Raw genomic sequence first — 24,545 nt, 5'->3', positions numbered from 1 at the left:
CATGGCTTATGGTATGACGATAAGGAGAAGTGATGGTAAATTTTTTGCTTCTCCTGATTTTACACCGTTTAATCTTGTACAAGTAATTGACTACACAATACCCGGCAGCGTCAAGTCGACGATTTATATTCAAACCACCGTACCTAACTTTCAAAGTTCATCTGTCTTCTGGCGCTATATCAGCACCACTGGTGGAATGATGATGCAGATTGTTGCTGGCGCTAATGGGTATAAGCAGCTCAAGATTGATTACGCGCAAGGTAATGGCGGAAATGCATTTGCAGTCAGGTTCTATATCTTCGGTGGCTACGTGGCTTATAACCCCCCATTTGGCCTGTCTTTTTGGCGTGGTGGGGTTATGGTCTATGCGGGGAATTGCCTTCCGCTCACCTGCGAGTATGTACCATGGACGACAGGAGCGAACACGCAGGGTGTGCCAATGGCAGTTATGCCGGGGTTTCACTCTGCTGTCGCTGGGCCGGGTGTGCCAGGTAGCGGTGGGAGCCAGCAGTTTATTCTTCTCTCATGGGCAGGTAGTCCAACAGGTGTATCACAAGGAACGTGGTGGGATGGTCTTAATACAGGAGGGCTAGTTTACCCTGACCAGAGTCGAGGGATAATTGCTATTAGAACCGCCATCTATGATCAGTATTACATTCAATCATTAGGTTACTAATTTAATAATAAGCAAACTCGATCATTAAGATCGAATAAATTCAATCATGAGTAAGTGAATCTGTGTTCTCATTGTGTGAATAACACAGGAGGCGTCATGAATAACTTACCAAAATTATTTCTGGTTTTTTTAATGCTTTCTTTCTCATCTGCTGGTGCAAATGAAAACAAGGTTAGCTATCCAGAAAGAGCGTGGTATCTAGGTCAGTCAGGCAGCGTTGATGTCATGTATGACATTGGTGATACCGGAAAGGCTGAGAACGTCAGGGTTATAAGCAGTACACCAGCATATCTTTTTGACGATGCGGTAAGGGACCAGATTTATAAATGGCGATTCCCTAAAGGACGTCCGGAGAAAGATATCAGGATTAAAATCAGTTTCGAAAGAAGCTAACGAATAAACAGAGACCCGCTACGGCGGGTTTTTTATTGCCCGGAGAAAAGTAAATGGCATGGTATAACACCGGAACAATCGCCGTATCAGGCACGACCGTAACCGGAACAGGCACCAACTGGCTGGATAATAAATTTGCTATTGGCCCCGGTCAGGCGCTTCTTATCCCAGGCTCCGGTACGGTTAAGATGTATGAAATTAAGAGTGTGGACAGCGCGACTAAAATCACGCTGATGACTTCACCGGGTACGCTCGCAGCGGGGCAAGCTTACTCGATCATGTCATTCTACACCGATTCTGTGCCAGATTTTGCTCGCCGTCTGGCCGCACAGCTGAGCTACTACCAGACTCAGATGGATGGCTGGCAACAGATAATGACCGGCAGCGGAAGCATTACTTTGACTGCACCGGATGGAACCAACGTGACCATCAGTAGCTTCGCTAAGCTGACTTCAGATATGGCAGCTTTGAGTGGTGCCATACTTCAGAGGGGCACTACAGGCAGTGAAGTTACTGACGTTAATATGATGTCTCAGCAAGCTGGATACTCTGGGATTTGGAATTTCAGTTCAGCCGCTCAATATAATTTACTTAATTTGCCTGAACCGGTTTCTGGTGTCTTGGAAGTATTTATTGGTGGAGCTTTTAGCTGTGCGCAGAGATATACCACAAGATATGGAAATATATATACCAGAACTCTATCTGCAAACTGGTCGGCAACAACTCCATCATGGTCTGAATGGATACCTGCCGGAGCTGGAACAGTTTACACTCAGGTAATCAGCGGCAGTGCAAATGATATAAATTTACCTGGTAGATATTTCTTATCTGATGCAGTAACAGACTTACCGATAACAAGTTCTGGAGTTCTAGAGGTTAAGAGACGCAGTATTGGAAGTAAAACAAGCTTCATTCAAGAATATCATACTGATACAGCATCTGCGGCTACTGGTAACCGAAAGTTTATAAGATTATGCTCTGGAGGAACATTCGTTGCATGGGTTGAACTTCTCTCAACTAAAACCACTGTACCAATAGCCAACGGTGGCACTGGTGGCACCACCCAGGCAACCGCAAGAACCGGGTTAGGCCTTGGGAACGCAGCAACCTTAAATGTTAATCCATCTGGTGCGGATCCAGTAGCTGGCGCTCCTATTGTTGCAGGGAGTCAGGTCAACTCTAATAACACAATAGCTGCACTGACTTTTGCGAGTAACATTACCCCCCCGATGGCAAATGTGACTAATGGTACGAATGCTCCCGGCTTCCGAGTTTCTAATGGCGCTAACAGCAGCGCTTCCGCAGCAATGGTATTCATCCGCGACGGGGCATATGCAACGCTGTTTGGTATTGATGCTGACAACCAGCTAAAAATTGGCGGCTGGAGTAATGGTGCTAACTCCTATGTGATTTGGTCACAAAAGAACACCACGGTTGATGGTAATGGGTTCATCAAGAAAGCCTCCCCTATTGTGCGCGTGACAAGCAATGTCAGCAAAATGCCAGCAGGCTTTACTGAAGGTAACTTCACCCAGACCGATTATGCTGCTGTGAATGATGAGGCCGAAGGCGTTACCGTCGAGTGTGTGGATGTAGGGCTTTACCACATTGCCGGTACTGCGGGTCTCTATCCTGATGGCTGGACGCTGGAAATCCCGCAGGATGAAAATGGTAACAGGCTTTGCTATGCGTCACTTTCGTACCAGGAAGGAGTAGTGATCCTCAACGTGGCGAAGCGCAAATTTGATGTTGATAGCGCTATGATTGTTGCAGGCGATCCCGTTGATGTCCCGGACGGTCGATGGATTGATGTGCGTGTTGCGATGCCTGGCGATTCTGTTTTCAATCAGAAAGCGGCTCAGGCCACTGTTGAACTGCGTGAATACCTTGCGGCTCAACAGAAAGCGCAGGAGGAAGCAGAGCAAGCAGCAATTGCAGCAGCCGAAGCAGAAGCGCTTGCTGAAGCGCAGGCCGCAGCGGAACAAACTTCACAGCAATCAGATGAATTACCATCTGAACCAGCATCTACTGACACCGACCTAAACGACCAACCAGAAATCTAACCAACAGCATCAAGAGCACTTCAGAGGCGGCGATTGATAGGTAAATGATCAGTTGCCGCTTTTGCCTTGTCGTGATTATACTGTTTATATATACAGTAATTGTTCGAGGGGAAACCATGCCGCGCCGTTCTGACATACCCGCAGCGTTCAACAACGCCATATCACTCGATCCAAAAGGGCATCGCCTGGTATCAACTAACGACTTCGTCAGGGAACTGGCGAAGCTGAACCATATCTGGACGCGGCAGGAGGCTAACAGGTGGATTGAGTACTACCAGACCTGCTTTGTTGAAAAGTCAGATGATGGGAAGGGCAACCGCGTTTTCCTGTTGGGTAACATGGGCTACGTGAGGTGATACATGGGATTCCCAAGTCCGGCCAGTGACTACATTGAATCACGAATCGACCTGAACAAAATCTGCATGCCGCACCCAGATGCAACATTTCGCATCGACACATCAACCGGGTTCGTCCTGGCTGATTGTGTTGCCCGAATCGAAGTCGGTGATCGGGTGGCGTTCCAGCATTTGGGCTACCCAATGATCGGCAAATACTACCCAAAGAGCCTAGTCACTGAAGACGGTGAAGCTATAGAAGGCGAGGCTCTGGAAGAGGTGGTTGTGCTGGGGAAAATTGTTTGTGAGATTCTGACTTTGGAGCAGAACGAGGGGCCAGTTTGAATCCGGCTTCTGAGCATAAATAAAAGCCTTAGGGCACAATATATAATTATTTATGTTGAATAATTACTCAAAACGTTTAGTGTAACGATTCAGCATGACGAAATAAGCTTAAAAATGAAGGAAGTTCGAGCATATCGTACGAAAATGATTGGGCGTGCTATAGGGTCAGCAGTCTTAAAGCTTGCTGGTAGAGGCGTACATGTCAACAATGAAAATATTCTCTATGAACTTGAAAGGATGGCCGCTGAATCGAAAGATTTGCAGGTGAAAGCATTTACCTTAGACGCCGCAAAAATCATGCGTAAAGCATGTAAGATTGCCAACAATTAGATCGTGACTTACAGCTAATGCCCGGATAGAACCGGGCTTAGTGGCTAGTCTGATGTAGGCTCTGGTTTCTTCTTTTTTCCACCCTTGCGGCCTGCTTCTGCTGCGCGTGCAGGATCATTTTTAAAGTTACCGCTACTCATAGCGCCACCTTTCCTGCCAGCCTCTCTTGCTCTATCAGTATCCTCAGCAAAATTGCCTTTTCCACCACGTCTTGTAGTCATTAGTAATACCTCGGTTGCGTGCCTAGGCACGACTAGTTTTTTTTGAACAGCCGGGATGTGATTTTTCGAAAAAAAATGCCCGGAGACAGCCGGGCAGTAACATGAAACATCACCAAGGGGATAAGCAACACCTACAGCTGAGTTAACTATAGAAGAGAATGAACCACCGGGTGCATTTTTTTGAGTCGAAAGTGATACTCATCCAGTCTAGGTACTTAAACTGAAACCCGCTATAGAAGCTGGGTTACTGGAAGAGGTGTTTGTGCTGGGGAAGATTGTTTGTGAGATTTTAACCTTGGGGAAGCATAAGGGCCGATTTAAGTTTTAAGAGAAAGAATTAAATGAATCAATATAACTAATATCCGATAGTTTTATTTAAATATAAAATGGCATTATTTTTTAATATCTAATTAAATTATTGGTTATTAGCAATAGGGCATCTGCGTGGAGCTTTCCAGATACTACGTGCGGCTTGCTTATCCTGCGAATGTATGGAAAAAGCCTTCATAATAAGGAACAATCCGTATCTCTAACTCATTGTTTTATCAGGATGCTACTTATGCGTCATATTATGAAGAAGCTAAGTAATCCATTGAAATGAAAGGCAAAAGATAGCGATTTAAAATCCCTCGGCTTATGGCTGTGCGGGTTCAAGTCCCGCCCCGGGCACCAATGTAAAAGCTGAATAAAATCAAAGCAATATGTAGTAATGTCGTGACCGCCTAAGGGCGGTTTTTTCGTTTCTACACCTCCTTTCTCAATATCCTTTCCTGATATCCTTTCCTGATATCATTTGCCTGGCTTCTGGCCACCAACCACTTAAACCGCATCAATATTGCGGTTATAAAGAGCAGTTTGTTCAATCTTCAGAATGCGCCTCAAACATGCTCTTCCTGTCCCCTTGATCACTCTCACGTTGAACAGCAGTAGGCGTGGTGGCTGATCTTTTTCTAAAATAAGACTAATCCTATTTTTAATCCATGTCGGTTCAGTCATGTGATTTTAATCATATTGAAATAAGCCCTGAATATTCCCCCATATGATTGTCATGTTCCCGAGCTTACCGTGATCCAGCGCTATGGATAAAATGGCATTAATTGAATGAGTTTTATCCTAATCGAGGATTTATGAGTGTTGATTATTAAGGTTTTTTTTAAAATATATGGATAAAACGGCTATTGAGACAGTAACTATAGGTCATGCCAACCCCTTGCTTTACCATGATTTTATTGTAATTGACGCCTCTGTCACATTTTTCAACTAGCGATAAATTATTTTTTTGATTAAAAATCATATGGTTGTGTTTGTTTGTCCTATTTATTGTCTTACCTGCTTGCTGAATTAAGAAACCTGGTTAATATTATCTCTGACCGCAACACCTCGCGGAACACATGATCGACTCAACTGGTTATATCTGGCACTCGCCAGGAATGCCCTTTATTGCAAGAAAAAAATTACCAAAAATCAGCTTGAATGTCTGAGGACGGTAGTCTGCCTAAAACACTTTTTTATAAATCTGCAAATAAAAACTCAATAAGCAGAAAAAATAACCTGCCCTATTTAAAAATAAAGGTGAAATATGAGTTTTTTTACGCCTAATAACGCTGCATTTCCATCGCCTGAAAGTCGTCCACAACCCGAACACGTAGAAGATTCTGTACCAGAGTCGTCGTACGCCGTGGCTTCTGATTCTGATTTTAAAAAGTCGCCTTATGCCCCCGTTCCCGAGCTGCCGACCCAGCAGGGGGCAGAGGGCACAGGCATTTTGTTTGACTTTAATCATGGTTGTCGCATTCACCTACCCGAAGGCAACTGGCGCGTACGCGTAGTGGATATCCAGAACTATCACGTGTTTGGTGATACTGCGGTGTCAGGAGGGATGGTTGAGAGTAAACACAAGTATTACGTGCCGTTTGCCTTTCAGGTGCAGAAAGACAATGAGATTGTCATGTTGCACGTCATGGATTTGTATCAGCAACCGGTGCTGATACAAATCCCCGAAGATACCCTGGGGGATACCCTCGCCTGGCTGCCCTCAGTGATGCGTTTTCAGGTACGCCATCAGTGCCGTCTCACGGTCCGTGTCTCGGCACGCTTCCACGATGTTTTTGCCAGCAGCTATCCGCAAATTCGCTTTATTGATCCGTATGAACCGGATGAAACCACCTATTACGCCACCTACTTCCTGAATGCAGGTATAGGGGATACGCAGGGGGAATACTGCCCGGTTGACGGTCAACAAACGCCACTACACCATATCGCCAGCGCCATTCTTGGCCTTGCCCCAGATGAAAACCCCGCACAGTTCAGGCTGGCTGAAAACCGTCGCCCCATTGCGGAGCCTTACGTCTGTATCGGCGTTCAGTCTACCTCGCAGTGTAAATTCTGGAACAATCCCGTTGGCTGGATACAACTGGTGCGGGAGCTTAAAGAACGCGGTTATCGGGTGATCTGCATCGACAAAGAGACCACAGTAGGACGCGATCTGACCTGGAATCACATTCCCCATGGCGCTGAAGACGAAACCGGCAATCGCCCCTTGAGCGAGCGTCTGCGGTGGTTGATGCACGCGGAATTTTTTGTCGGCCTCAGTAGCGGGCTCTCCTGGCTGGCCTGGACCGCAGGCACACCGGTGGTGATGATCAGCGGATTTAGCAATCCAGCGACCGAGTTCGCCACGCCCTATCGGGTGACTAACACCCACGTCTGCAATAGCTGCTGGAATGACACTCGCTATCAATTTGATCGAAAGGATTTTTTCTGGTGTCCACGTCACAAGGGCACCAGTGAACAGTTTTCCTGCTCGAAGTTTATTAGCGTTGAGCAGGTGCTCGGCGTGATGGCGCCACTACCAGGGATTCACCCCGATTCTGTGATCGCACAAGATTCCAGATTCGCTTCTAACAATAACCTGACGCAATTAGTTCCTCTGAGGTCAGCCACCGGGACCTCCTGAAATCAATGTTGTTCATCCATCCTGACTGCCTGCGGGCAGCGGATACGTTCAAACCTGCAAAGTGAGAAATAACCATGGCAGATACCACTGATATCATTGATGCAAGTTATCCGGTTCCCGGTTTTCGCTTCACTGTAACCATTGACGGTGATGTGATCCGCTGTAGTTCAGTAAGCGGCCTCGACCAGCAGTATGAAAGTTATGAATACCGCGATGGTATGGGCGGCCTGTTCCGCAACATCACGCGCGTTCAGTTACCTTCTATCACCCTTTCTCAGGCGATCTTCCCAGGTGAGTGCAAGCTGTATGAGTGGCTGTATAACTATGCCAACCACGCAGATGGCAAAAAAGATATCGCCATCAGTCTGACGGATGAATCGGGCAAAAAGCTCTATGTCACCTGGAACGTATTCAACTGCTTCCCAACCGGAATTACCGGGCCAAGCCTCGAAGCTTCCAGCAATGAAGTGGCGGCGAAGCAGATCACCCTGAATGCCGATCGTCTGACCGTGGAATGCCACGCCCTGTAATGTACTGCTTAACCTTCTGGAGGTTATATGGCTGTATTTACTTTACCAAAAGCGCCGGGCGTGTATGTGGATGAGGTGGATTTGCCCTCATTCAGCATCAGCAGCTCGGCGACAGCAGTACCGGTGATTCTGGACGGCAATTCGGGCTCTTTGGATTGGTGGAAGGCGTTGGGCGAAAAACCCGCTTTGATCAATTCGTTTGCGGATGTACTCAGTTATTTCTCCGCCAGCGGGAGTAAATCGGAAAGCGTGGCCTACTACTCGCCGCGTGCCGTTGTTAGTCTGCTTTCACGCCTTTCTCGTGGCGGGCCGGCGCATCATCCTCGTCTTGCCGATGCCATGGGTGTGAATACCAAAACGGCAGATGTGCCGGACTGGGATCGACACACTTTACCCGCCCTTAAAGCGTATTTTGATAATGGTGGCGGTTATTGCTATCTGCTGCCCAGAGATAAGCTCGAATGGCTGGACAAATTGCCCGATGTCACCCTGGTGGTGCAGGCGGGTCAGAGCACAGTAACATCTGACATCCTGAAGTACACCGCGGAAGGCAGTGGGCGTTTTGCTCTACTGGACGGGCCGGAGGAGTCAAAAGGGGATGTTAAAGGTGAGCTTGAAACTGCGCTCGGCGGTATCCAGGCCACAGAGCATGCTGCAGTTTATTATCCATGGCTGAAAGCCAACTGGAGCATTCCGGGGGTGACCGAGATTGCTAATGTTGCGCCGAGTGCTGTCGCAGCGGGCATCATCTGTCGCACTGACAATAGCGTAGGCCCATGGAAAGCACCGGCAAATGCTGCTGTCTCTTCGGGTTTAAGCCCACTGGTTAAAGTGGGGTCAGCCACGCAAGCCCTGTTTACCAGCGGAAACCACACCACCAAATCCGTCAATATTCTGCGCGAATTCAAAGGGCGTGGTCTGCTGCTATGGGGCGCTCGCACGCTGACCACTGGCGGCAATGCCTGGGGATATGTCCCGGTGCGCCGTACCTTTGATATGGCAGAACGCGATATTGGCCGGGCGCTGGAATCGGTGCTGTTTGAGCCCAACGGCCAGGCAACCTGGGAGGCGGTGCGTGCCGCCGTAGAGAACTACCTCTACAACCTGTGGAAAAAAGGCGCGTTACAGGGGAATACGCCGGAAGAGGCCTTCTTTATTCAGGTGGGACTGGGAGTCACCATGACTCAGGCCGACATTGATAACGGAATCCTCAAAGCGCGTATCGGTATTGCGGTGGTGCGCCCGGCGGAATTTATCGTGCTGGAGTTTAGCCAACAAGTTGCCAGTGGCGCGTGATCACGCGCCTTTTCATGAGGATCGATCATGAGTAGAAATCCTGGAGTGAAAATTATTGAAAGCAGTACCCCTTCGGTGGGTGCTGCGGGCATGAGCGGCCTGGTGCCGCTTTTGGTGGGAGCCTTTTGGAAAAAGGACGGAACGCAAGCCAATGCGGCAGATGGCGCAGTCTATGTGGCTAACTATGCGGAGTTTGCTGAAAAATTCGTTGCGGCCCCGCTGATTATTAAACTGGCGCCGGCATGGGGCCAGGCGGCCCCCCTTCCGGAAGGCGGTGATGAAGAAAGCGGCGAAGAGGCAGGAGGCGTAGAAGCTAAAAAAAGTAAAAAAGCGACAAAAGAGGCTGATAGCGTGGCTGCGGCCACGGAGGTACCTTTTACCAGCGGCCAGCCAACAAAAATCAGCAGTTCATATTTGTATGACAATTCCTCGGCAGCAGTGGCCAGCTATTTTTCGAACGGGGGCGGCGCTTGCTATCTCCTCGCTTTAAGCGCTTCTGATGCAAAAGACGATTTAGAAAAAGCCACGGCAGAGTTGGATGAAGTCTCGTTGTATGTGCCTTTGAATGCCAGTGCGCAAGAGCTGGTTAAAGGCAGTATTGCCGCGATTCAAGAGCATAATCCACAATCCCTGTTTATTGCCCATGCAGCGTTTACCGGCAGTACGCCACCAGCCGGCCCGGTCATGCCTAAAAATGAATTTTCTGCCAGTTACACCCCAGAGCTGAAGCTGGAGAGTAATTTCAACGTGGTGAATGAAAACGGTATTTTCCTGGGTAATGCGCTGCTTTCCGCTCAGCGAGATAAAGCCGTTTACAAAACGGTAAAAGACAATCTGGCACTCGCGCCACTGGATTTCTCAGCGGTGAGTTCGCTAACTCTCTCGCCAGTTGCCGCTGTGGCGGGCGCGTATTGCACCAGCGAGCGCAACCGTGGGGTGTGGAAAGCACCTGCGAACGTTTCTCTGGTGGGGGTAACGCCAGTACACACTATTAGTGCCCAGGAACACGGTGTTTTGAACGAGGCTGGGGTCAATGCCATTTTGTGGTCGCCGCAGAAGGGCACTTCAATCATGGGGGCGCGCACCTCCGCAGATCCCAACATTACTAACTGGCGCTACGTCCCGGTACGCCTGTTATTTAACACCGTGGAACGTGATGTCAGCGCAATGCTGGCACCGATTATCTTCCAGCCGAACTCAGCACCTACCTGGCAAGCGGTAGTGGCGGGTATCAGTAACTATCTGCACGGTATCTGGAAACGCGGTGGGCTGTTTGGCAACTCGCCAGAAGAGGCCTATCGGGTGCAGATTGCGCTGCAAGACGGGGATATCGACAACGGCATCCTGCGCGTACGCGTCAGCCTTGCTGCGTTGCGCCCGGTGGAGTTTATCGACCTGGAGTTTACTCAGGAACTGTTAGCCGCCGCGTAATCACGCTGTTTTGGGCGGTGTTCACTGGCTGCTCATGCTTCACCGCCCCTTTTTCCCTTTTCTCGCCGTATCACACTTATTTTGCCCGTGGCTAATCGCACCGTCCGGTTACGGTGGGTGATACGCCATCATGATGAGGAGCTGTTATGAGTAACATTCCTGGTGTGCGTATTACTGAAGTGGATTCACCCAGCCGGGGAGCGGCAGCCGCGAGTGGCCATGTGCCGCTGTTGTTGGGGTGTTTTCTGAGCTGCAGCGGCGATCCTGACGAGCATGTTAATGCACCGCTGTGGATTGACAGTTATCAGGCTTTTCTGGCCAGATTCGCGCCTTATGCCCGTACCGTTGTTTTAGCGAATGGTTGGGGAGAACCGATTGTTGAAAAGGGGGGAGACAGAAAACAAGGCGATGAATCGCCGCTGCAAACATCCCTCTCCGCAATGGAAGACGATGTGACATTCGGTGCAGTGCCAGTACCTGAAAATAATCACATTGTGGTGCTTAAATCATCAGACATCGCTACGGGTGCTGCTGGGGTCAAATGTTATTTTGATAATGGTGGCAGCCCTTGCTATGTCATGCACTGCGAAAGCGAGCAGCAAGGGGGAAAAATCGCGGGTTCTTTGCAAGAATATAATGACATTACCCTGTACGTAGCCCTGGATGACCAGGCCAAAGTGGCCATGCAAACTGCCTTTCCGCTGTTGCAGGAAATTAACCCACAAGCCATGCTGATTACCCATCAGCCGTACCCTGGCGCTGTACCTCCGCAACCGCTGCCGGATAACCGCCAGGTTGCAACTTACACACCTGCACTGAAGTTTTCTTCGCCGGGCGGTGAACTGGAAGAAGAGAGCACCCTGCTCGCGGGCACCGGTAAAACCCTTGCACAACTTAAAGTCAGCGATGATGAAAGGCAAAGAGAGCAATATGCCAATGTCACCGCCAGGCGTAACACTGACCAGTTCGATGACAGCATTCTACGGGCTATTACCCTGGCCCCTTCCGGTGGTGTCGCCGGTGTTTTCTGCAAAACTGAACGCGAACGCGGCATCTGGAAAGCACCGGCCAACATTCAACTCGCTGGCCCCGCGCCGACCCATAATCTCACTCTGTCGCAGCAGGCGGAGCTCACTCAGGCAGGCTTTAACCCGCTGCTGTGGTCGCCTCGCACTGGCACGGTGATCGCCGGGGCGCGCACCGCAGACACGCAAGACCTCAACGGGCGCTTCGTCTCGGTACGCCTGCTGTTTAACGCGGTGCAGCGAGATCTACAGGCGATAATCCAACCGCAGGTGTTCGAACCCAACGGCGCACGCAGCTGGCAAGCGGCCACGGCGGGCATCCGCCAATACCTCTACCTGCTGTGGAAACGGGGTGGATTACAAGGGCTGACCCCGGAGCAGGCCTTCCAGGTGCAGGTTGCGCTGGATGAGGATGACGAGGCACAAGGGGTAATGCGCATTCGTGTCGCCCTGGCGCCGCTCAGGCCCGCAGAATTTATCGAACTGGAATTTACCCAACAGCTACAGGTTCTCGCCTGAATCTATACCTAACCACCTGAACCCTTCGCCGTCAGCCGCCCTGCGGCCCGATGGATTCCCAGGAGAAGAGGATGAGCAATTATCCCGGCGTATTTATTAAAGAGAACAACCGGCTGGCACTGGCCAGTCCCGGCATGAGCAAGCTGGTGCCATTGCTGGTGGGGCGTTTTCGTCAGCAGGACAACACGCCACTAAGCCTTAGCTATGGCCCGGTGTGGATTGAAAACTGGCAGCACTACTGCCAGCTGTTGCAGGGGGCGCAAGTGTGGGTGGAAGTCGAGACCGACTCACTGCCAGACAGCCTACAGCCAGAACGCAGTGCCGTTCACAGCGCAGCATTTGCCTTGCGCAGCTACTTCGAAAACGGCGGTGGCCCTTGTTACATCCTGTCGCTGGCGCAGGGTGATGAGATTGCGCGCCTCAGCGAAATCCTCGCGCAGCGGGATGATATCTCGCTGATGGCGCTGATTGATGTGGGCCATGATGATGAGGCTATTCTGACGCAGCTTGGTGGCTTAACTTCACGGCTACCACAGTCGTTTTTGCTGCTGCGCTATGTGGTTGGCAGTGGGAATCCACCGCGTTACGGCGAACAGGCACAGAGTGCCTGCTACACGCCGGATCTGGTGCCGCGTCAACCGCTCAGTATTCAGGCGTCGGATATCTGGCTCCGTGACCTTGCATGCAGCCTCAGCTCGCTGGCGCAGGGGACGGCTAAACAGCGGGAAACCTATCGCAAGGTCAAGCAGTGGCTCAATCTCGTCACCGTGGATTACCAGCACCTGAACACCTTCACGCTCTCACCCTGTGCACCTGTTGCCGGGCTTTACTGTCGCACCGAGCGCCAACTGGGCGTGTGGCAGGCCAGCGCCAATCTTGCGCTGGAAGGCGTTGACCCGCAGCGTGCCATTGGTAACGCTCAGCATGGTGATCTCAACGAACGGGGCGTTAATGCCATTCTCTGGCAGGAACAAGGTGGCACGACGGTGATGGGCGCTCGCACGCTGGCGACCAGTAGCGACAGCAGTTGGCGCTACATCCCGGTGCGGCTGCTGTTTAACACCGTTGAGCGCGATGTCCGTAACCTGCTGCTGCCGGTGGTGTATCAACCCAACTCAGCAGGCACCTGGCAGTCGGCGCGGGCAGCAATCAATCAGTATCTGCACCGTCTGTGGCAGCAGGGAGGGCTGTATGGGGAAACGCCACAGCAGGCTTTCCAGGTTGAACTGGCGCTGACGTCCAGTGAGTTAAGCCTTGGCATTTTGCGCATCCGCATCGGGCTGGCGGCGCTGCGTCCGGTGGAGTTTCTCTGGCTCGACTTCTCGCAGGATCTTATGGCCGCTTAGGTGCCGTCCACGCGTTGGCACGTCTCCTGCCACCTTCCGTAAAATAGACGTAAAGAGGTTAAGCCATGTCTTTGAACAGTGATTTCAGTCAGCCCGGCGTCTCTTTTCATCAACAGATCATCAACATCAGCCAGCGGGAAAAACTCACCGCGCTGCCGGTGTTTATTGGTTATGCCGACCATCCTGAAGCATCGGTACTTGAGCGGGTACAGGTCACTTCGCTGCAAGACTATTATGACCAGTTTGGCCGTGATGCTGTGCGCAACGGTGGCTATCTCGCCGACGCTATGCGCCTCTACTTCAGTCATGGTGGCGGCCAGTGCTATGTGATTTCTCTCGGCACACTGATCGACGATGTCCCCTCTGTTACGGGCTACGATGAAGCCTTTGCCCTGCTGGCAGACGAGCCCACCATTACGCTGGTGGTGCTGCCAGAACTCCCGCTGCTAGATGAGAACCAGTGGGAAAGTGTGGTTAATCAACTGGCCATCTGCTGCGCCTCGAGCCTGAACCTGACGGGTTTAATTGACTATCCGAGTGCGCCTGCTGACGCAGAAAAATACAACGCAAAATGGGGCAATGAACACTGGGCACACCTTGCGGGATACTGGCCGTGGGTGATGGTCAGCGAAGATCCGGCCTTTCCCACGCGCGCGCTGCGGGCCGTGCCTCCGGGTGCGGCCGTGGCGGCCAAAATGCAACAGTCTGATAAGCAGCGGGGTATCTGGTACGCCCCCGCTAACCTGCGGCTGGAGCGGGTGCTCAAACCCCAGTATGACCATCTCACACCCGTCACGTTGTTCCATCCTGATCCGCGCAGCGGCCGCTCGGTGAATCAGATCCGCAGTTTCCCCGGTCGCGGCGTTAAAATTTGGGGTTGCCGCACGTTGAGTAATCAACCTGACCTGCGCTTTGTCTATCTGCAAAATCAGCGGTTGGTCAAGTGGATTAAACAGACGCTGAAAGAGGCTATGCGCCCTTATGTCTTTGAACCTAACAATGAAATCACCTGGTACCGGCTGCATGCCGTGGTGCGCCAACAGCTTAAAAGGCTGTGGGAACAAGGGGGGCTGGCCGGGGGCGTAGAAGATGATGCCTATAAAATCAGTGTCGGTCTGGATGAAACCATGTCAGCCAGTGAAATCGCCAGTGGTTTGCTGCGCGTCAGGGTGGCGGTGGCGACCCAAAGACCGGCCGAATTTATCCATATTAATCTCGACTTCTATCTGACTGCCGAGCATGTCGCGGCCACGGGAGGATAACGTGAGCATCTATCAGCCTGAACTGAATCACCGTTTTCTCGCCTCTTTTGTCTTGCTGGGCTTAGTACCAGACCCGTTAAGCTTTAAGTTTGCCAGTATCACGGGGCTCGGCTACCAGCTACAGACCCGATCGATTCACGAAGGCGGGCATAACGCCAGCAACCGGGTACTCCCGCAGCGCTCGACCACTTCAAACCTGGTGTTTGATCGGGGGGTGATGATCCCCACACCGATGAGCGTGGGAGTGCAGTTGATCCTGAGCGAGTTCCTGACCTCGGTCACCTATTTCGACATTACCATCATGCTGCTGGGGGAGTCTGGCAAGCCGCAGTCAATCTGGATGGCGAGTGATGCACTCCCGGTGCGCATGCAATACGGGGCGCTGGATGCCGATTCGGGCCAGCCGCTGATCAACAGCTTTGAGTTTACCTGTCGCAGCATTGAATGGCTGGGAGTCAAACTATGACGATTGAAATTCGTGAACTGATCATCGAAGCACGCGTCACTGATGATATCAACGATCAGCCACCGGCAGCCTCTCTCTCTCCGGTTACCGAAGCGGACCTGGTCAATCGTATTTCGCGCCAGGTCATGAGCCAGGTGATGGCAAAAATACGTGATGAAGCCTGGAGGTTCAGATGAGTATCGTCAGCCAGCTGAAAACCATGATTCCCGCCAAAGCCACCTTATATGGCTATAGCGATGAGTCTTACACTGTCGGTGTCACCGCACCGGAATTGCTGCTGTTTCCATTGGGCATTCCTCTGCATTTCAATCCAGACAATTTGCATACCACCCATACGTCCAGCTACCAGAGTGTCAGTAGCTTATCCGGTGGTAAAGACAGTGAGATGCGTACTCAGACCAGTGGCGTGACCCTGCATCTGTCGTTAACCCTCGATTCCACGCTGCCTGAAAAACGCGTTTATTCCGTGCAGCAAATTATTGAGGCGTTAACGGTCCTGGTGCATGGGGTAGATATGCTGACCTCGAATCCGGTACGGGTAAAATTTGTCTATGGTCCAACGACCTATGAAGGATTAATGACCAGCCTGGCCATCAATCGTACCTTGTTTAACCGACAAGGAGAGCCGATTCAGGCCTCAGTCAGTTTCTCGATTAAAGGCGTGCACTATAAAACGGATACCACCGTCGGTGCGGGTCTGAGTATGCCCAACCTGACCGTTCCTGACCTGACCGTGCTGCCAGCGGTGATTGCCCTGATCGCGGGACTGACAGCCGCTTCAGCTGCCGCTGCGGCGATGGGCGAACAGCAGGGCGACAGCGTGGATTACGTGGGCACCGCCGTTGATAACGATTTAGACAGCCTGAATCAGCCCCAGGTGGGTGAGAACCTTATGGTCGGTCACTGATCTGCGGGAGAAACGCGATGGCCAATTATCAGTTAACAGTATCCGTGGCAGGTAAAGTCCTGGTTGAGCCCACGAAAAAAGCCAGCGCACTCAAAGGGTTTCGGCTGGTTGAGTTGACCACCATCAACCGACTCAATGAGGTATCGACAGCAAAGCTGGTACTTCAATGCCCGAAACCAGGCAAAGTGCCTAATCCCGAGGTGGAAGCCGAACTGGCATCGTTCCTGCCGGGGGCTGTGGCCACGATTATGGTGGGTAAAACCGCGCTGTTTACAGGGCGGCTGACGCGCACACAACTTTCAATGGATGATAAATCCCGCACGCTGGAGCTACATCTCAGCCATGCGTTGCAGTTGCTGAAGTCAACGTATCAGAGCCAGGTCTGGCCGATGATGACGGATGAAGCGATCCTGCGCCTGATCCTGACGCAGCACGGCATCGTAGCGGGTAAAGTTGAGGGGATGAAAATCAGCCATCCCCAGATGATTCAGTTCAACTGTTCTGACTGGCGCTATGTGCAAACCCGGCTGAATGCCTGTGGCCTGATGCTCGCCACCAATGGGCTGGGCGTAGTTTCCGCGATTAAGCCGCTGGCGGCAGCGCCGGTTGTACGTTTTGTCCCAGGGAAAGAGGGACTGCGCAGGTTAACCATCACCCACAGTAACGAGCAACTGGCGCAGGGGATCAACGTCGGCGGCTGGAACGTGCCAACGCAGAAGCTACTCCCCGGTGCAGGCCTGCCCGCTATGCTGGGGTTAATGGCATACGATGCAAAGCTGGTTAAGCCGTTAAACACCGCCATTTGGCAGCAAGGTTATAACATGCTGGATCCGGGCGAAGCGGTTGAGTTAGCCACCGCTCGCCTGCAAATGAACCATCTCAGTGCCGTCTCCGCAGAGCTGGCTATTCACGGTGATGCCAGCATTGAGCCCGGCAACAGCGTGCTGCTGGCAGGGTTTGGTACTGCCAGTGACGGAACGGCGCTGGTGATGGGGGTGAGGCATCGCTTCTCCGCCGCGACACAGGGCCTGGAAGACTGGGAGACCCTGTTAGAAATCGGCAGCGAGTATGCGCCACCCATAACCCACGAGCGCGTGCCACGCGCGCCAGGTTTGCATGTGGGGGTCATCGGTGTGAACCCCTCTGGGCCGTTGCCTGCGGATAATACGTTGGCCATTGACATCCCCGCGCTCCAGCTGAGCAAACCAACGCCGATTCGGGCTCGCCTCAGCAGCCCTTACGCTGGCAAAGGCCATGGCTTTAGCTTCTATCCGCAACAGGGAGATGAAGTGGTGGTGGCGTTTATTGATGAAGATCCCTGTTACCCGGTGATTCTCGGTTCGATGCACAGCACCCTCAATCAGACACCGTTCCTCACTCCGGCGGACGGCGTAGGGATTGTGCATACCAACAGCGAAAAACAGCTCAAGCAGTCTCTGATGCTCAGTCCGACTACCGGTATCACGCTACAGCAGGAGTTAGCCGGGGTGAAAAGCGCATTGGTACTTAATAAAGGCGAAGCCACGCTGGATGTGGATACCAATGCCACCATCAAGGCGAAAGTTAACATCAAACTTGATGCCACGGCGAAAACAGAAGTGGCGGGAAAAGCGGGTGTTGATGTGAAAGGGGCGCTGGTCAGCCTGAAACAGGGTTAATAAACGGGAAGGTGAAGAATGCCAACATTAGACGAGATCCACGGGCGTGGCTGGGCCTTCCCGCCACGTTTCTCCCTTAACAGTGGCGCAGCACTGGCTGCCAACTACGTAGAAGATATCCAGCAGAGCCTGCGCATTCTGTTTAATACCTTACCGCTGGAACGGGTGATGCACGCCGGTTACGGCTGTGACCTGCATGAAGTGGTTTTTGCTAACGTCAATGCGGATTTGCTCCAACGGATCACCACGCTGGTACGGGAGAGTATTACCCATTATGAACCCAGGGTCGCACTCCTCAACGTTGAGGCGCTGTTTGAGGATGTCAGCGTGCTGCGCACCGGCCAGTCGGGTTTCAACGTGCTGCGGTTACAGGTTTCCTACAAAATTCAGGGTTCCGACATCGTGCTAACCGAAGAGGGATTCATGGATGTCGCAGACGGGCGAAGCGGGGTATTTGCATGAGCAAATTTATTGTGGTGACCGGCGATAAAGTGCTCTATGACCCCACTTTTATGACCCGGACCGTGGTGCCCGTTCCGGCGGTGATGACCGGTACGGGCCACGCCGACATCAATGCGCTGAAGGTCTGTGTCGCCGCAGATATCAATCAACTCTCCACCAAGGTGATGTCGACCGCGTATATCGCACCGCCGTATACCGTTCCGGGCACCTGCAAACTGGAGATACAGGCGTTAAACGCCGACCAGCTTCAGGTCTGGTGTGACAGTAAAGGCAACGTCATTACCGTGGGGACGAAGTTTATCGCCGTGTGCACAGGCATAACACCGGCCACCCTTCCGCCACCCGCCTCAACACCCGATCCCACTGTTGGGTCACCGATGATCGGCACCGGCAGCTTTATTAACACTCAATTCTTCGTCACCGCTGGTTAAATCTTACTCGCCTGCTTTTTCGGCCCTGACCGCAGGATACTTCTATGACATCGCCAGAAGAGTTTATCTATGATAATCGTTCGTTGCTTACGCACCTGCAGAATTTCCAGGCATATACCCGTGCTATCCCATTCAACGATCTTAAGAATTGGGATGAGGTTTTCTTTAATGATGGTCAGACACCGCAATCTCTCGCCGCTCTGCTGGAGCAAGCAGCATCGGCACCGGGTACGCTTCAGCCGCAGCAGGCGTTTCTTCTCGCATTCCTCAAAATGATGGAAACCCCGCGCCGGCTGATGAACACCTTGCCAGCGCGGCATCGCGATCTCTATTTTCGCGGCGTGCTCGGGGTTAAGCCGCTGCCCGCAGCGGCCGACCAGGTGATGCTACAGCTCACGCCGGATGAGCAGCACCAGACGCTGAATGTACCCGAAGGGCTGCTGTTCAGTGCCGGGCAAGACAGTGCGGGTGTACCCGTGAACTACCGGTTGGATGCCCCGCTGCTGATCAACCATGCGCGTATTACCGATATTCGCTGGCTGCTGCCTGATACCGTCACAAACACCGTCCGGGCCTGTACCCTGCTTGATGTGGCGACGGGCATCACACCGCCAGCGGGTGGCGTGCGGCTATTTTCGCCCCAGTTGGGCGGAAAGCGGGGACAGCCGCAAGATGAAACCGTGCGCAACGGTTGGCTGTTGGTGATTGCCGCCCTGCAAGCGGCTGGCGCGGGTCAGCGTAAGTTAACGCTGACGTTTGACAGCTCGCCTGTAGGGTTTAAGGCCGAAGTGAGCATCGGCACCAAATGGCAGCCACTGCTGTGTTCTGTTTCTGGCAATACGCTAACGGCCACCCTGGAAGCGAGCCTGAGCCCGGAAGCGCCAGCGGAGTATGCGTTGTTGACCGACCCGGTGATACGCCTCTATCAGGAAAAATCTAACGCGACGTTACCAAAAGTGACGGCGGTGGAGATTACCGTCGTCAATGCTGCAGACGTGACGGTGACGACCGCCGATGGCGTTTCAGGCCCGGTTCAACAGGTAAATTATCTTTTTGGTATGGCACCGAAAGCAGGCAGCCCCTTTACGCTGTCATCTCCGGCATGGCGCAACGCCAGCGGCCAGACGTTGACGCTCACCCTCACCCCGAAATGGCAGGGACGTCCGGCGGATCTTAAGGCCTGGTACGCCAACTACCCCAATAATCCTGTCTCGGGTAACGGGGTTTTCAAGGTCAAGAGTGAAGATCTGGTGCAAAAAGAGGTCTCGTTGTTTGGCGAGAGGCAAAGCGATAATGCACTGATCTTTTCCCGCACCCTAAAGGAGGGGGAAAATACGCTGGTGGTGAATTTAGGGGCCATTGACTTCCAGCATGCACTGTATGAAAAGACGTTTAAAGAGGGGAATATCACCGAGAATAAGCCGCTCAATCCCCCTTACGATCCCCGTCTGGAGGATGTCGATGTCAGCTATAGCCTTGCTGACGTTGCATTTACCCCATACGCGCTGCTGCCCTATGGCTATGCTGAATCCCGCGAGGAGTTCGCCAGCCCGCACGTCTATCTCGGCTTCACGGATATGCACCCCGGCCAACAGCTGAGCCTCTACTGGTCCATCGAGACGCCGGTACCGTTCACGCCTGATGGGCTGGAGTGGGAGTACCTGTCGCAGACTAACGGTGTCGCTGAGTGGAAAGCGTTAAGTAAGCAGCTAAGTGACAACACCGGCAACTTTGCCCGTAACGGCAGTGGCGCAGTGACGCTGCCAGCGGACGCGGCTCACGAGACAACGCTAATGCCCACGGGACGCTACTGGCTTCGGGTCAGTAAGTTTGAACTCACTGACCATCAGGTACAGCTACCTGTCTATATGACTCAGGATCTCACCGCCACTGATCAACAGAAACTACTGGCTATGCAGCCGAATGTGGAGCCGTACCCATGGTTCAATGGTTTATGGACCAATGCCCAGAGTGCCACGTTGGTGGATGCCGCCAGTATTGCGCCTGAGCACTTCGCCACGCCGCTGCCCGCCGGTACGGTGAGCAGCACGGTGGTCCCGTTCAATGGGTTGCTTGCCGTGCTTCAGCCGCTGCCGGGCTGGGGAGGGAAGGCACAGGAGAGCGATGCCGCCAGCATGCAGCGCATTGCTGAACAGGTTATGCATCGTGGCCGTGCCTCTAACTGGCGCGATATTGTCCAGTTGATTATTGCCAACTTCCCGGATGTGCATCATGTGCGCCTGCCCGGTATGAAAATCCTCGACGGTTTGTATATTCCGAAAGTGCCACCCGCCAGTTCGGGCACTAGCGCAACAGCAGAACCGGTATTCGTTACCGATCGCGTGCAAGAGATTATGGTGATCCCACAAGCGGGCATCAACCAGGGGCAGGACCCCCACAAACCGATATTAAGCCCGGCACGATTAAAAGAGATTCAGCAGTTTATTACCGATCGGGCTTCTCCCTGGCTCAATCTGCGGGTGCTCAACCCCTGCTATCTCGACGTTGTGGTGAAATATGACGTTGCCGTGGATGAGCATGTCAACCAGGCCAATCTGCAAAGTCAGTTGGATGAGATGCTGCGCCAGCACTTTATGCCCTGGCTGAATGGCCAGCAGCGGGTGCAACCGGGGGACACACTGACCATTAATGACATCATGCAGGTGCTGCAACAGCACCCTGATGTGCGGTATGTCACCGATGTCACGCTGAATGATGTCAAAAATGAAACGCAGGCTGATAAAGATAAATACCAGGCGATTGAAACCACGCTGGCAGTGATTAATCTCAAGCTGCCCAGTGATGCCAGTGTGGGATTACCCCAGCCAGAGGAGACTGTGTGATGAGCGATAACTATATTCCGCCTTCGCTGGTGGAAGCTGAAAAAGAGAACATCCACTTTAACACCCTGATGCGTGATGCACGCGAGGTAGTAGAACAACTGGCGGGGAAAACCTGGACCGATACCGCACTGCACGATCCGGGCATTACGCTGCTGGAGGCGCTGGCCTGGAACATTTCTGATATCAGCTACCGTTGCCTGCTACCGTTGCAGGATCTACTGACGCTGGAAAACGCGCCCGTGGGCAGCGGGCTGTTTCCGCCGAATTTTGTGCCGGAAGAGATGCTCACCACCAGCCCGGTGACGGCGGAAGATTATCGCCGTGGCATTCTTGATCTTTACCATCAAGGCACGCCGGCTGGTTTTTACTTTGCCGATGCGACGATTACGCGCGATCCCCGCGTGGCCGCAGATGGCGAGACAAATGGCCGTTTCCACTACTATTACGATGCCGTAAACCGCAATTTTGTGTTTAAAAAACCCGTAAAAGAGAAGCCGGAAGATCCAGTTCTTCCAGGCCCCCCCCGTATGGAGCTGTTTGGCAGCTACCAGGTGGTGGCACAGATTTCACAGTTGCCGCGGCTTAACCTCAATGACGATGCTTATAAACAGAAACTGACCAACTATCTGGAGCAGCATCGCAACCTGGGTGAGGTGTTCCGGAGTGTCTCGGTGCTTAGCGCAAAAGAAGAGGTGATCACGCTGTCAGCAAAGATCGAGGCTGACGAACTGCTGGAAGATGTCGATGCGTGTTACGCCAACCTCTATCTGGCGCTGCAAAATGTGCTGGCAGCACGGCTGGAACGTCAGGAAAAGGTCGATCTGGCGCGTGGGGAATACCATGGGCCGAAGGCAGCCTATGGCTGGATTACCAAACTTCCTCCCGGCCAGTTGGGCGGAAAGAAGGTGATTTCACTCAGTCACTTTAATACTGCGCTGACGGCGGTGGAGGGCGTGAAAGCGGTGCGTGAGTTGGCGTTTGATGGCGTAGCAGAGAAAGAGAAATTCTTCAGGACGCTAACAGATAAATTGCCGGTGCTGTGGGGAGCAAGTCGTGACCTGGATAAACAAGTAGCGTTGATGCTGGAAAAAGTGTTGATCTACCGTAACGGGGTGCAAATAGCCGGTAAGGCAAGCAACATTGTGTCGCTGATTGCATTGCGTTTTGCGTCCCCCCGCAGCCAGGTCTCACCGCCTTATCCCCTGGGCCGTTATCGTCATCTGCGCCGTTACTACCCGGCCAGCCTGGTGGTGCCACCGCTCTACCAGCTACAGCAAGTTGACCCGACCCCGGAAGTTCGTCAGTTACACCATTTTCTGTTGGGGTTTGAGCAGCACCTTGCCAGCAACCTGCAGCAGCTGGAAAACCTGACCCGGCTGCTCAATCTCTCCACTGACCATCTCAGCATGATGGAAGCCTACGGTGCGCAGTGGCCATTTGCTGAAGGTAGCGTGTTGGATGCGGTCTATCGCGACGATAAAGACGCCGATCTTAAAGAGAAATTAATTAACACCGCAGAGATAAACCAGATGGAACTCAGTGCCATGCTGCGGCTGATTCGCTTCTTGTTAAATTACTTCGGTATTGAAGACTTCAATAAACAGATCACAACTGACCAGCAGCTGCTGGATAATCTGTATATCGGCCTGAATCTGCTGCGCCAGGTGCCTGAAGTCGGCTACAAACGCACCGTATTTATCAACAATCAGGTCTCTTCCCTCCAGCGCCGCCTTGCCGGGCAGTTGGGGATCGGCAAGGAGATGTTCAGCACCGCGCCCGATATTCGCCAACTGTCGTTTTATGTGGTGGAACATGCCCTGTTGTTGCCGGATATGCCGCCAGAGCAGGGCCAGGCCCCGCTGAAAATCTCGCAGGCCAAAGAGCTGCAGTTAGGCACGGAAACTTTCCTGGTACTGGAGACGAACAGGGAGCTTACGGGCTACATGACGCGCAAGCATATGGTTGATCTCAAATATAAAATTGGCACCGAACCGGAAGTACACATAGGCAACCTGCTGGTGATGCAACTGGGTAACGATGTGCGAGAAGAACTGTGGCTAACAGGTACGGGTGCACCTAAACGTGAAAACAGCTTCCTGCTACTGCCGGGTAAATTTGCGCAACTGCGCGCGGTGTTAAAAGAGATTTTGGCGCTGGATCTGACGAAGACAACGCTAAACGCCAGCTTCAGCGATATCTGGCTTAACGAAATGAAGTACTTGCTGGATAAAGAACACGCTGAAGTGATTATCGCAGGGACCAACAAATATAAAATTACCACCAACAGCGATCAACCGTGGCCGCAGGTGCTCCGCAAAGGGGATACGCTCACCCTGGAGCGTACTTACTATGCTGCGTCTAAAACCAAAGAACGTACCGCCAGCAATGATTATCAGTATGAGGCCACCGTTGATGCTGTCGACCCTGTCACAGGCTACGCCAACATTACGGTGACAGACAGTGCGGACGACCCCGTTGACTTCGAAAAATACCGTTATTACTGGTTCATCAAATCTAAGGACACGCTGGTCAAACCTGCCTCCCATGACGACCTGCTACAGCGCGATCGATTCTCCTTTACCCTCAGCGTGGTATTGCCACTGCGTTACATAGGGAATGTGAAAGATAAGACGGCACAGCAGATTGAAGCCGAAGATCAGCGGGTGCGCAAAATTGTGCAGGGGGAGGTGCCGGCGCACATTCAGGTGAGGGTGCTGTGGTTAACAGACGAACAATTTGCCAGTTTTAGCAGCACCTATGCCAGTTGGCAAAACCAGGGAATGGCGGTCGGGGAAGACTCCCTGAAGCTCATGCGCATGCTCTCGCTGGGTATGCTGGCCGAGCTGGTAGAAGGCATTGGGATAGCGCGCATTCCGGACCATGCCGAGTCGGCGAGGCTTACGGCTATTGAAGCCAGGGAAACCGTTAATGGGGTACTGAAACCCTTTAAAGAGTGGACAGTGGAAAACCAAGCCGCATGGAACAAGGAGGCGAGCGATAACTTCCTGCTGTTTGTGGCACCGGACGATTAAGCCCGCGCGCAGCCATAG

Annotated in this window: 22 protein-coding genes; 21 read left to right on the top strand and 1 reads right to left on the bottom strand. The window is 52.6% G+C overall.

Features of this window, described 5'->3' with window-relative positions; translation table 11 throughout:
• Position 1 precedes the first annotated feature (1 nt).
• From F3J40_RS02930 to F3J40_RS02905, 6 genes are all read left to right on the top strand, one after another.
• Positions 2-676, top strand: coding sequence for a hypothetical protein (locus F3J40_RS02930; RefSeq protein ID WP_167012518.1), 675 nt, complete (start codon positions 2-4; stop codon positions 674-676).
• Positions 677-772: 96 nt separating this feature from the next.
• On the top strand, positions 773-1,069 hold the full coding sequence (locus F3J40_RS02925; RefSeq protein WP_167012517.1) for a TonB family protein: 297 nt from the start codon (positions 773-775) through the stop codon (positions 1,067-1,069).
• 53 nt (positions 1,070-1,122) lie between these two features.
• Positions 1,123-3,132 (top strand): pyocin knob domain-containing protein, encoded by a 2,010-nt coding sequence (locus tag F3J40_RS02920; protein WP_167012516.1) that lies wholly within the window; start codon positions 1,123-1,125, stop codon positions 3,130-3,132.
• A 116-nt stretch (positions 3,133-3,248) separates the two neighbouring features.
• The gene (locus F3J40_RS02915) at positions 3,249-3,488 is read left to right on the top strand and encodes a hypothetical protein (protein WP_167012515.1); all 240 of its coding nucleotides are present in this window, start codon (positions 3,249-3,251) and stop codon (positions 3,486-3,488) included.
• A gap of 3 nt (positions 3,489-3,491) precedes the next feature.
• Entirely contained in the window at positions 3,492-3,812 is a 321-nt protein-coding gene (locus F3J40_RS02910; protein WP_167012514.1) for a S24/S26 family peptidase, read from the top strand.
• A gap of 114 nt (positions 3,813-3,926) precedes the next feature.
• Complete coding sequence (locus F3J40_RS02905) at positions 3,927-4,142, top strand: hypothetical protein (protein ID WP_167012513.1); 216 nt, start codon at positions 3,927-3,929, stop codon at positions 4,140-4,142.
• A 44-nt stretch (positions 4,143-4,186) separates the two neighbouring features.
• On the opposite strand, the gene F3J40_RS02900 is transcribed toward F3J40_RS02905, so the two are convergent.
• A complete protein-coding gene (locus F3J40_RS02900; protein WP_167012512.1) occupies positions 4,187-4,363 on the bottom strand; it encodes a con-10 family general stress protein in 177 nt (58 codons plus the stop codon).
• A 1,579-nt stretch (positions 4,364-5,942) separates the two neighbouring features.
• Here F3J40_RS02900 and F3J40_RS02895 point away from each other — a divergent pair.
• From F3J40_RS02895 to F3J40_RS02825, 15 genes are all read left to right on the top strand, one after another.
• Positions 5,943-7,319: an autotransporter strand-loop-strand O-heptosyltransferase gene (locus tag F3J40_RS02895; RefSeq protein ID WP_167012511.1), complete on the top strand. Its 1,377-nt coding sequence runs from the start codon at positions 5,943-5,945 to the stop codon at positions 7,317-7,319.
• Between the two features lie 74 nt (positions 7,320-7,393).
• Positions 7,394-7,849 (top strand): phage tail protein, encoded by a 456-nt coding sequence (locus tag F3J40_RS02890; RefSeq protein ID WP_167012510.1) that lies wholly within the window; start codon positions 7,394-7,396, stop codon positions 7,847-7,849.
• Between the two features lie 27 nt (positions 7,850-7,876).
• Positions 7,877-9,145, top strand: a complete 1,269-nt coding sequence (locus F3J40_RS02885) for a phage tail sheath family protein (RefSeq protein WP_167012509.1) — start codon at positions 7,877-7,879, stop codon at positions 9,143-9,145.
• A gap of 27 nt (positions 9,146-9,172) precedes the next feature.
• Entirely contained in the window at positions 9,173-10,576 is a 1,404-nt protein-coding gene (locus F3J40_RS02880; protein ID WP_167012508.1) for a phage tail sheath C-terminal domain-containing protein, read from the top strand.
• Between the two features lie 146 nt (positions 10,577-10,722).
• On the top strand, positions 10,723-12,120 hold the full coding sequence (locus tag F3J40_RS02875; RefSeq protein ID WP_167012507.1) for a phage tail sheath C-terminal domain-containing protein: 1,398 nt from the start codon (positions 10,723-10,725) through the stop codon (positions 12,118-12,120).
• Positions 12,121-12,191: 71 nt separating this feature from the next.
• Positions 12,192-13,466: a phage tail sheath C-terminal domain-containing protein gene (locus F3J40_RS02870; protein ID WP_167012506.1), complete on the top strand. Its 1,275-nt coding sequence runs from the start codon at positions 12,192-12,194 to the stop codon at positions 13,464-13,466.
• A 65-nt stretch (positions 13,467-13,531) separates the two neighbouring features.
• Positions 13,532-14,728, top strand: a complete 1,197-nt coding sequence (locus tag F3J40_RS02865; RefSeq protein ID WP_167012505.1) for a phage tail sheath family protein — start codon at positions 13,532-13,534, stop codon at positions 14,726-14,728.
• 1 nt (position 14,729) lies between these two features.
• Complete coding sequence (locus F3J40_RS02860; protein ID WP_167012504.1) at positions 14,730-15,194, top strand: phage tail protein; 465 nt, start codon at positions 14,730-14,732, stop codon at positions 15,192-15,194.
• Positions 15,191-15,370 carry a DUF5908 family protein gene (locus tag F3J40_RS02855; RefSeq protein WP_167012503.1) on the top strand — a complete coding sequence of 60 codons (180 nt, stop codon included), beginning with the start codon at positions 15,191-15,193 and terminating at the stop codon, positions 15,368-15,370. The genes F3J40_RS02860 and F3J40_RS02855 overlap by 4 nt, the downstream gene beginning before the upstream one ends.
• Positions 15,367-16,101: a CIS tube protein gene (locus F3J40_RS02850; protein WP_167012502.1), complete on the top strand. Its 735-nt coding sequence runs from the start codon at positions 15,367-15,369 to the stop codon at positions 16,099-16,101. The genes F3J40_RS02855 and F3J40_RS02850 overlap by 4 nt, the downstream gene beginning before the upstream one ends.
• Before the next feature lie 17 nt (positions 16,102-16,118).
• A complete protein-coding gene (locus F3J40_RS02845; protein WP_167012501.1) occupies positions 16,119-17,759 on the top strand; it encodes a phage baseplate assembly protein V in 1,641 nt (546 codons plus the stop codon).
• Positions 17,760-17,777: 18 nt separating this feature from the next.
• A complete protein-coding gene (locus F3J40_RS02840; protein WP_167012500.1) occupies positions 17,778-18,221 on the top strand; it encodes a GPW/gp25 family protein in 444 nt (147 codons plus the stop codon).
• The gene (locus F3J40_RS02835) at positions 18,218-18,652 is read left to right on the top strand and encodes a contractile injection system spike tip protein (RefSeq protein WP_167012499.1); all 435 of its coding nucleotides are present in this window, start codon (positions 18,218-18,220) and stop codon (positions 18,650-18,652) included. Before F3J40_RS02840 ends, F3J40_RS02835 begins: the two co-directional genes overlap by 4 nt.
• A gap of 44 nt (positions 18,653-18,696) precedes the next feature.
• Entirely contained in the window at positions 18,697-21,495 is a 2,799-nt protein-coding gene (locus F3J40_RS02830) for a baseplate J/gp47 family protein (RefSeq protein ID WP_167012498.1), read from the top strand.
• Positions 21,495-24,527 carry a baseplate wedge protein gene (locus F3J40_RS02825; RefSeq protein ID WP_167012497.1) on the top strand — a complete coding sequence of 1,011 codons (3,033 nt, stop codon included), beginning with the start codon at positions 21,495-21,497 and terminating at the stop codon, positions 24,525-24,527. Before F3J40_RS02830 ends, F3J40_RS02825 begins: the two co-directional genes overlap by 1 nt.
• Positions 24,528-24,545 lie beyond the last annotated feature (18 nt).

It is taken from the genome of Candidatus Pantoea multigeneris, from assembly GCF_011752615.1.
GTDB classification, from domain to species: Bacteria; Pseudomonadota; Gammaproteobacteria; order Enterobacterales; family Enterobacteriaceae; genus Pantoea; species Pantoea multigeneris.
This window is presented reverse-complemented; position numbering and strand designations above follow the sequence as displayed.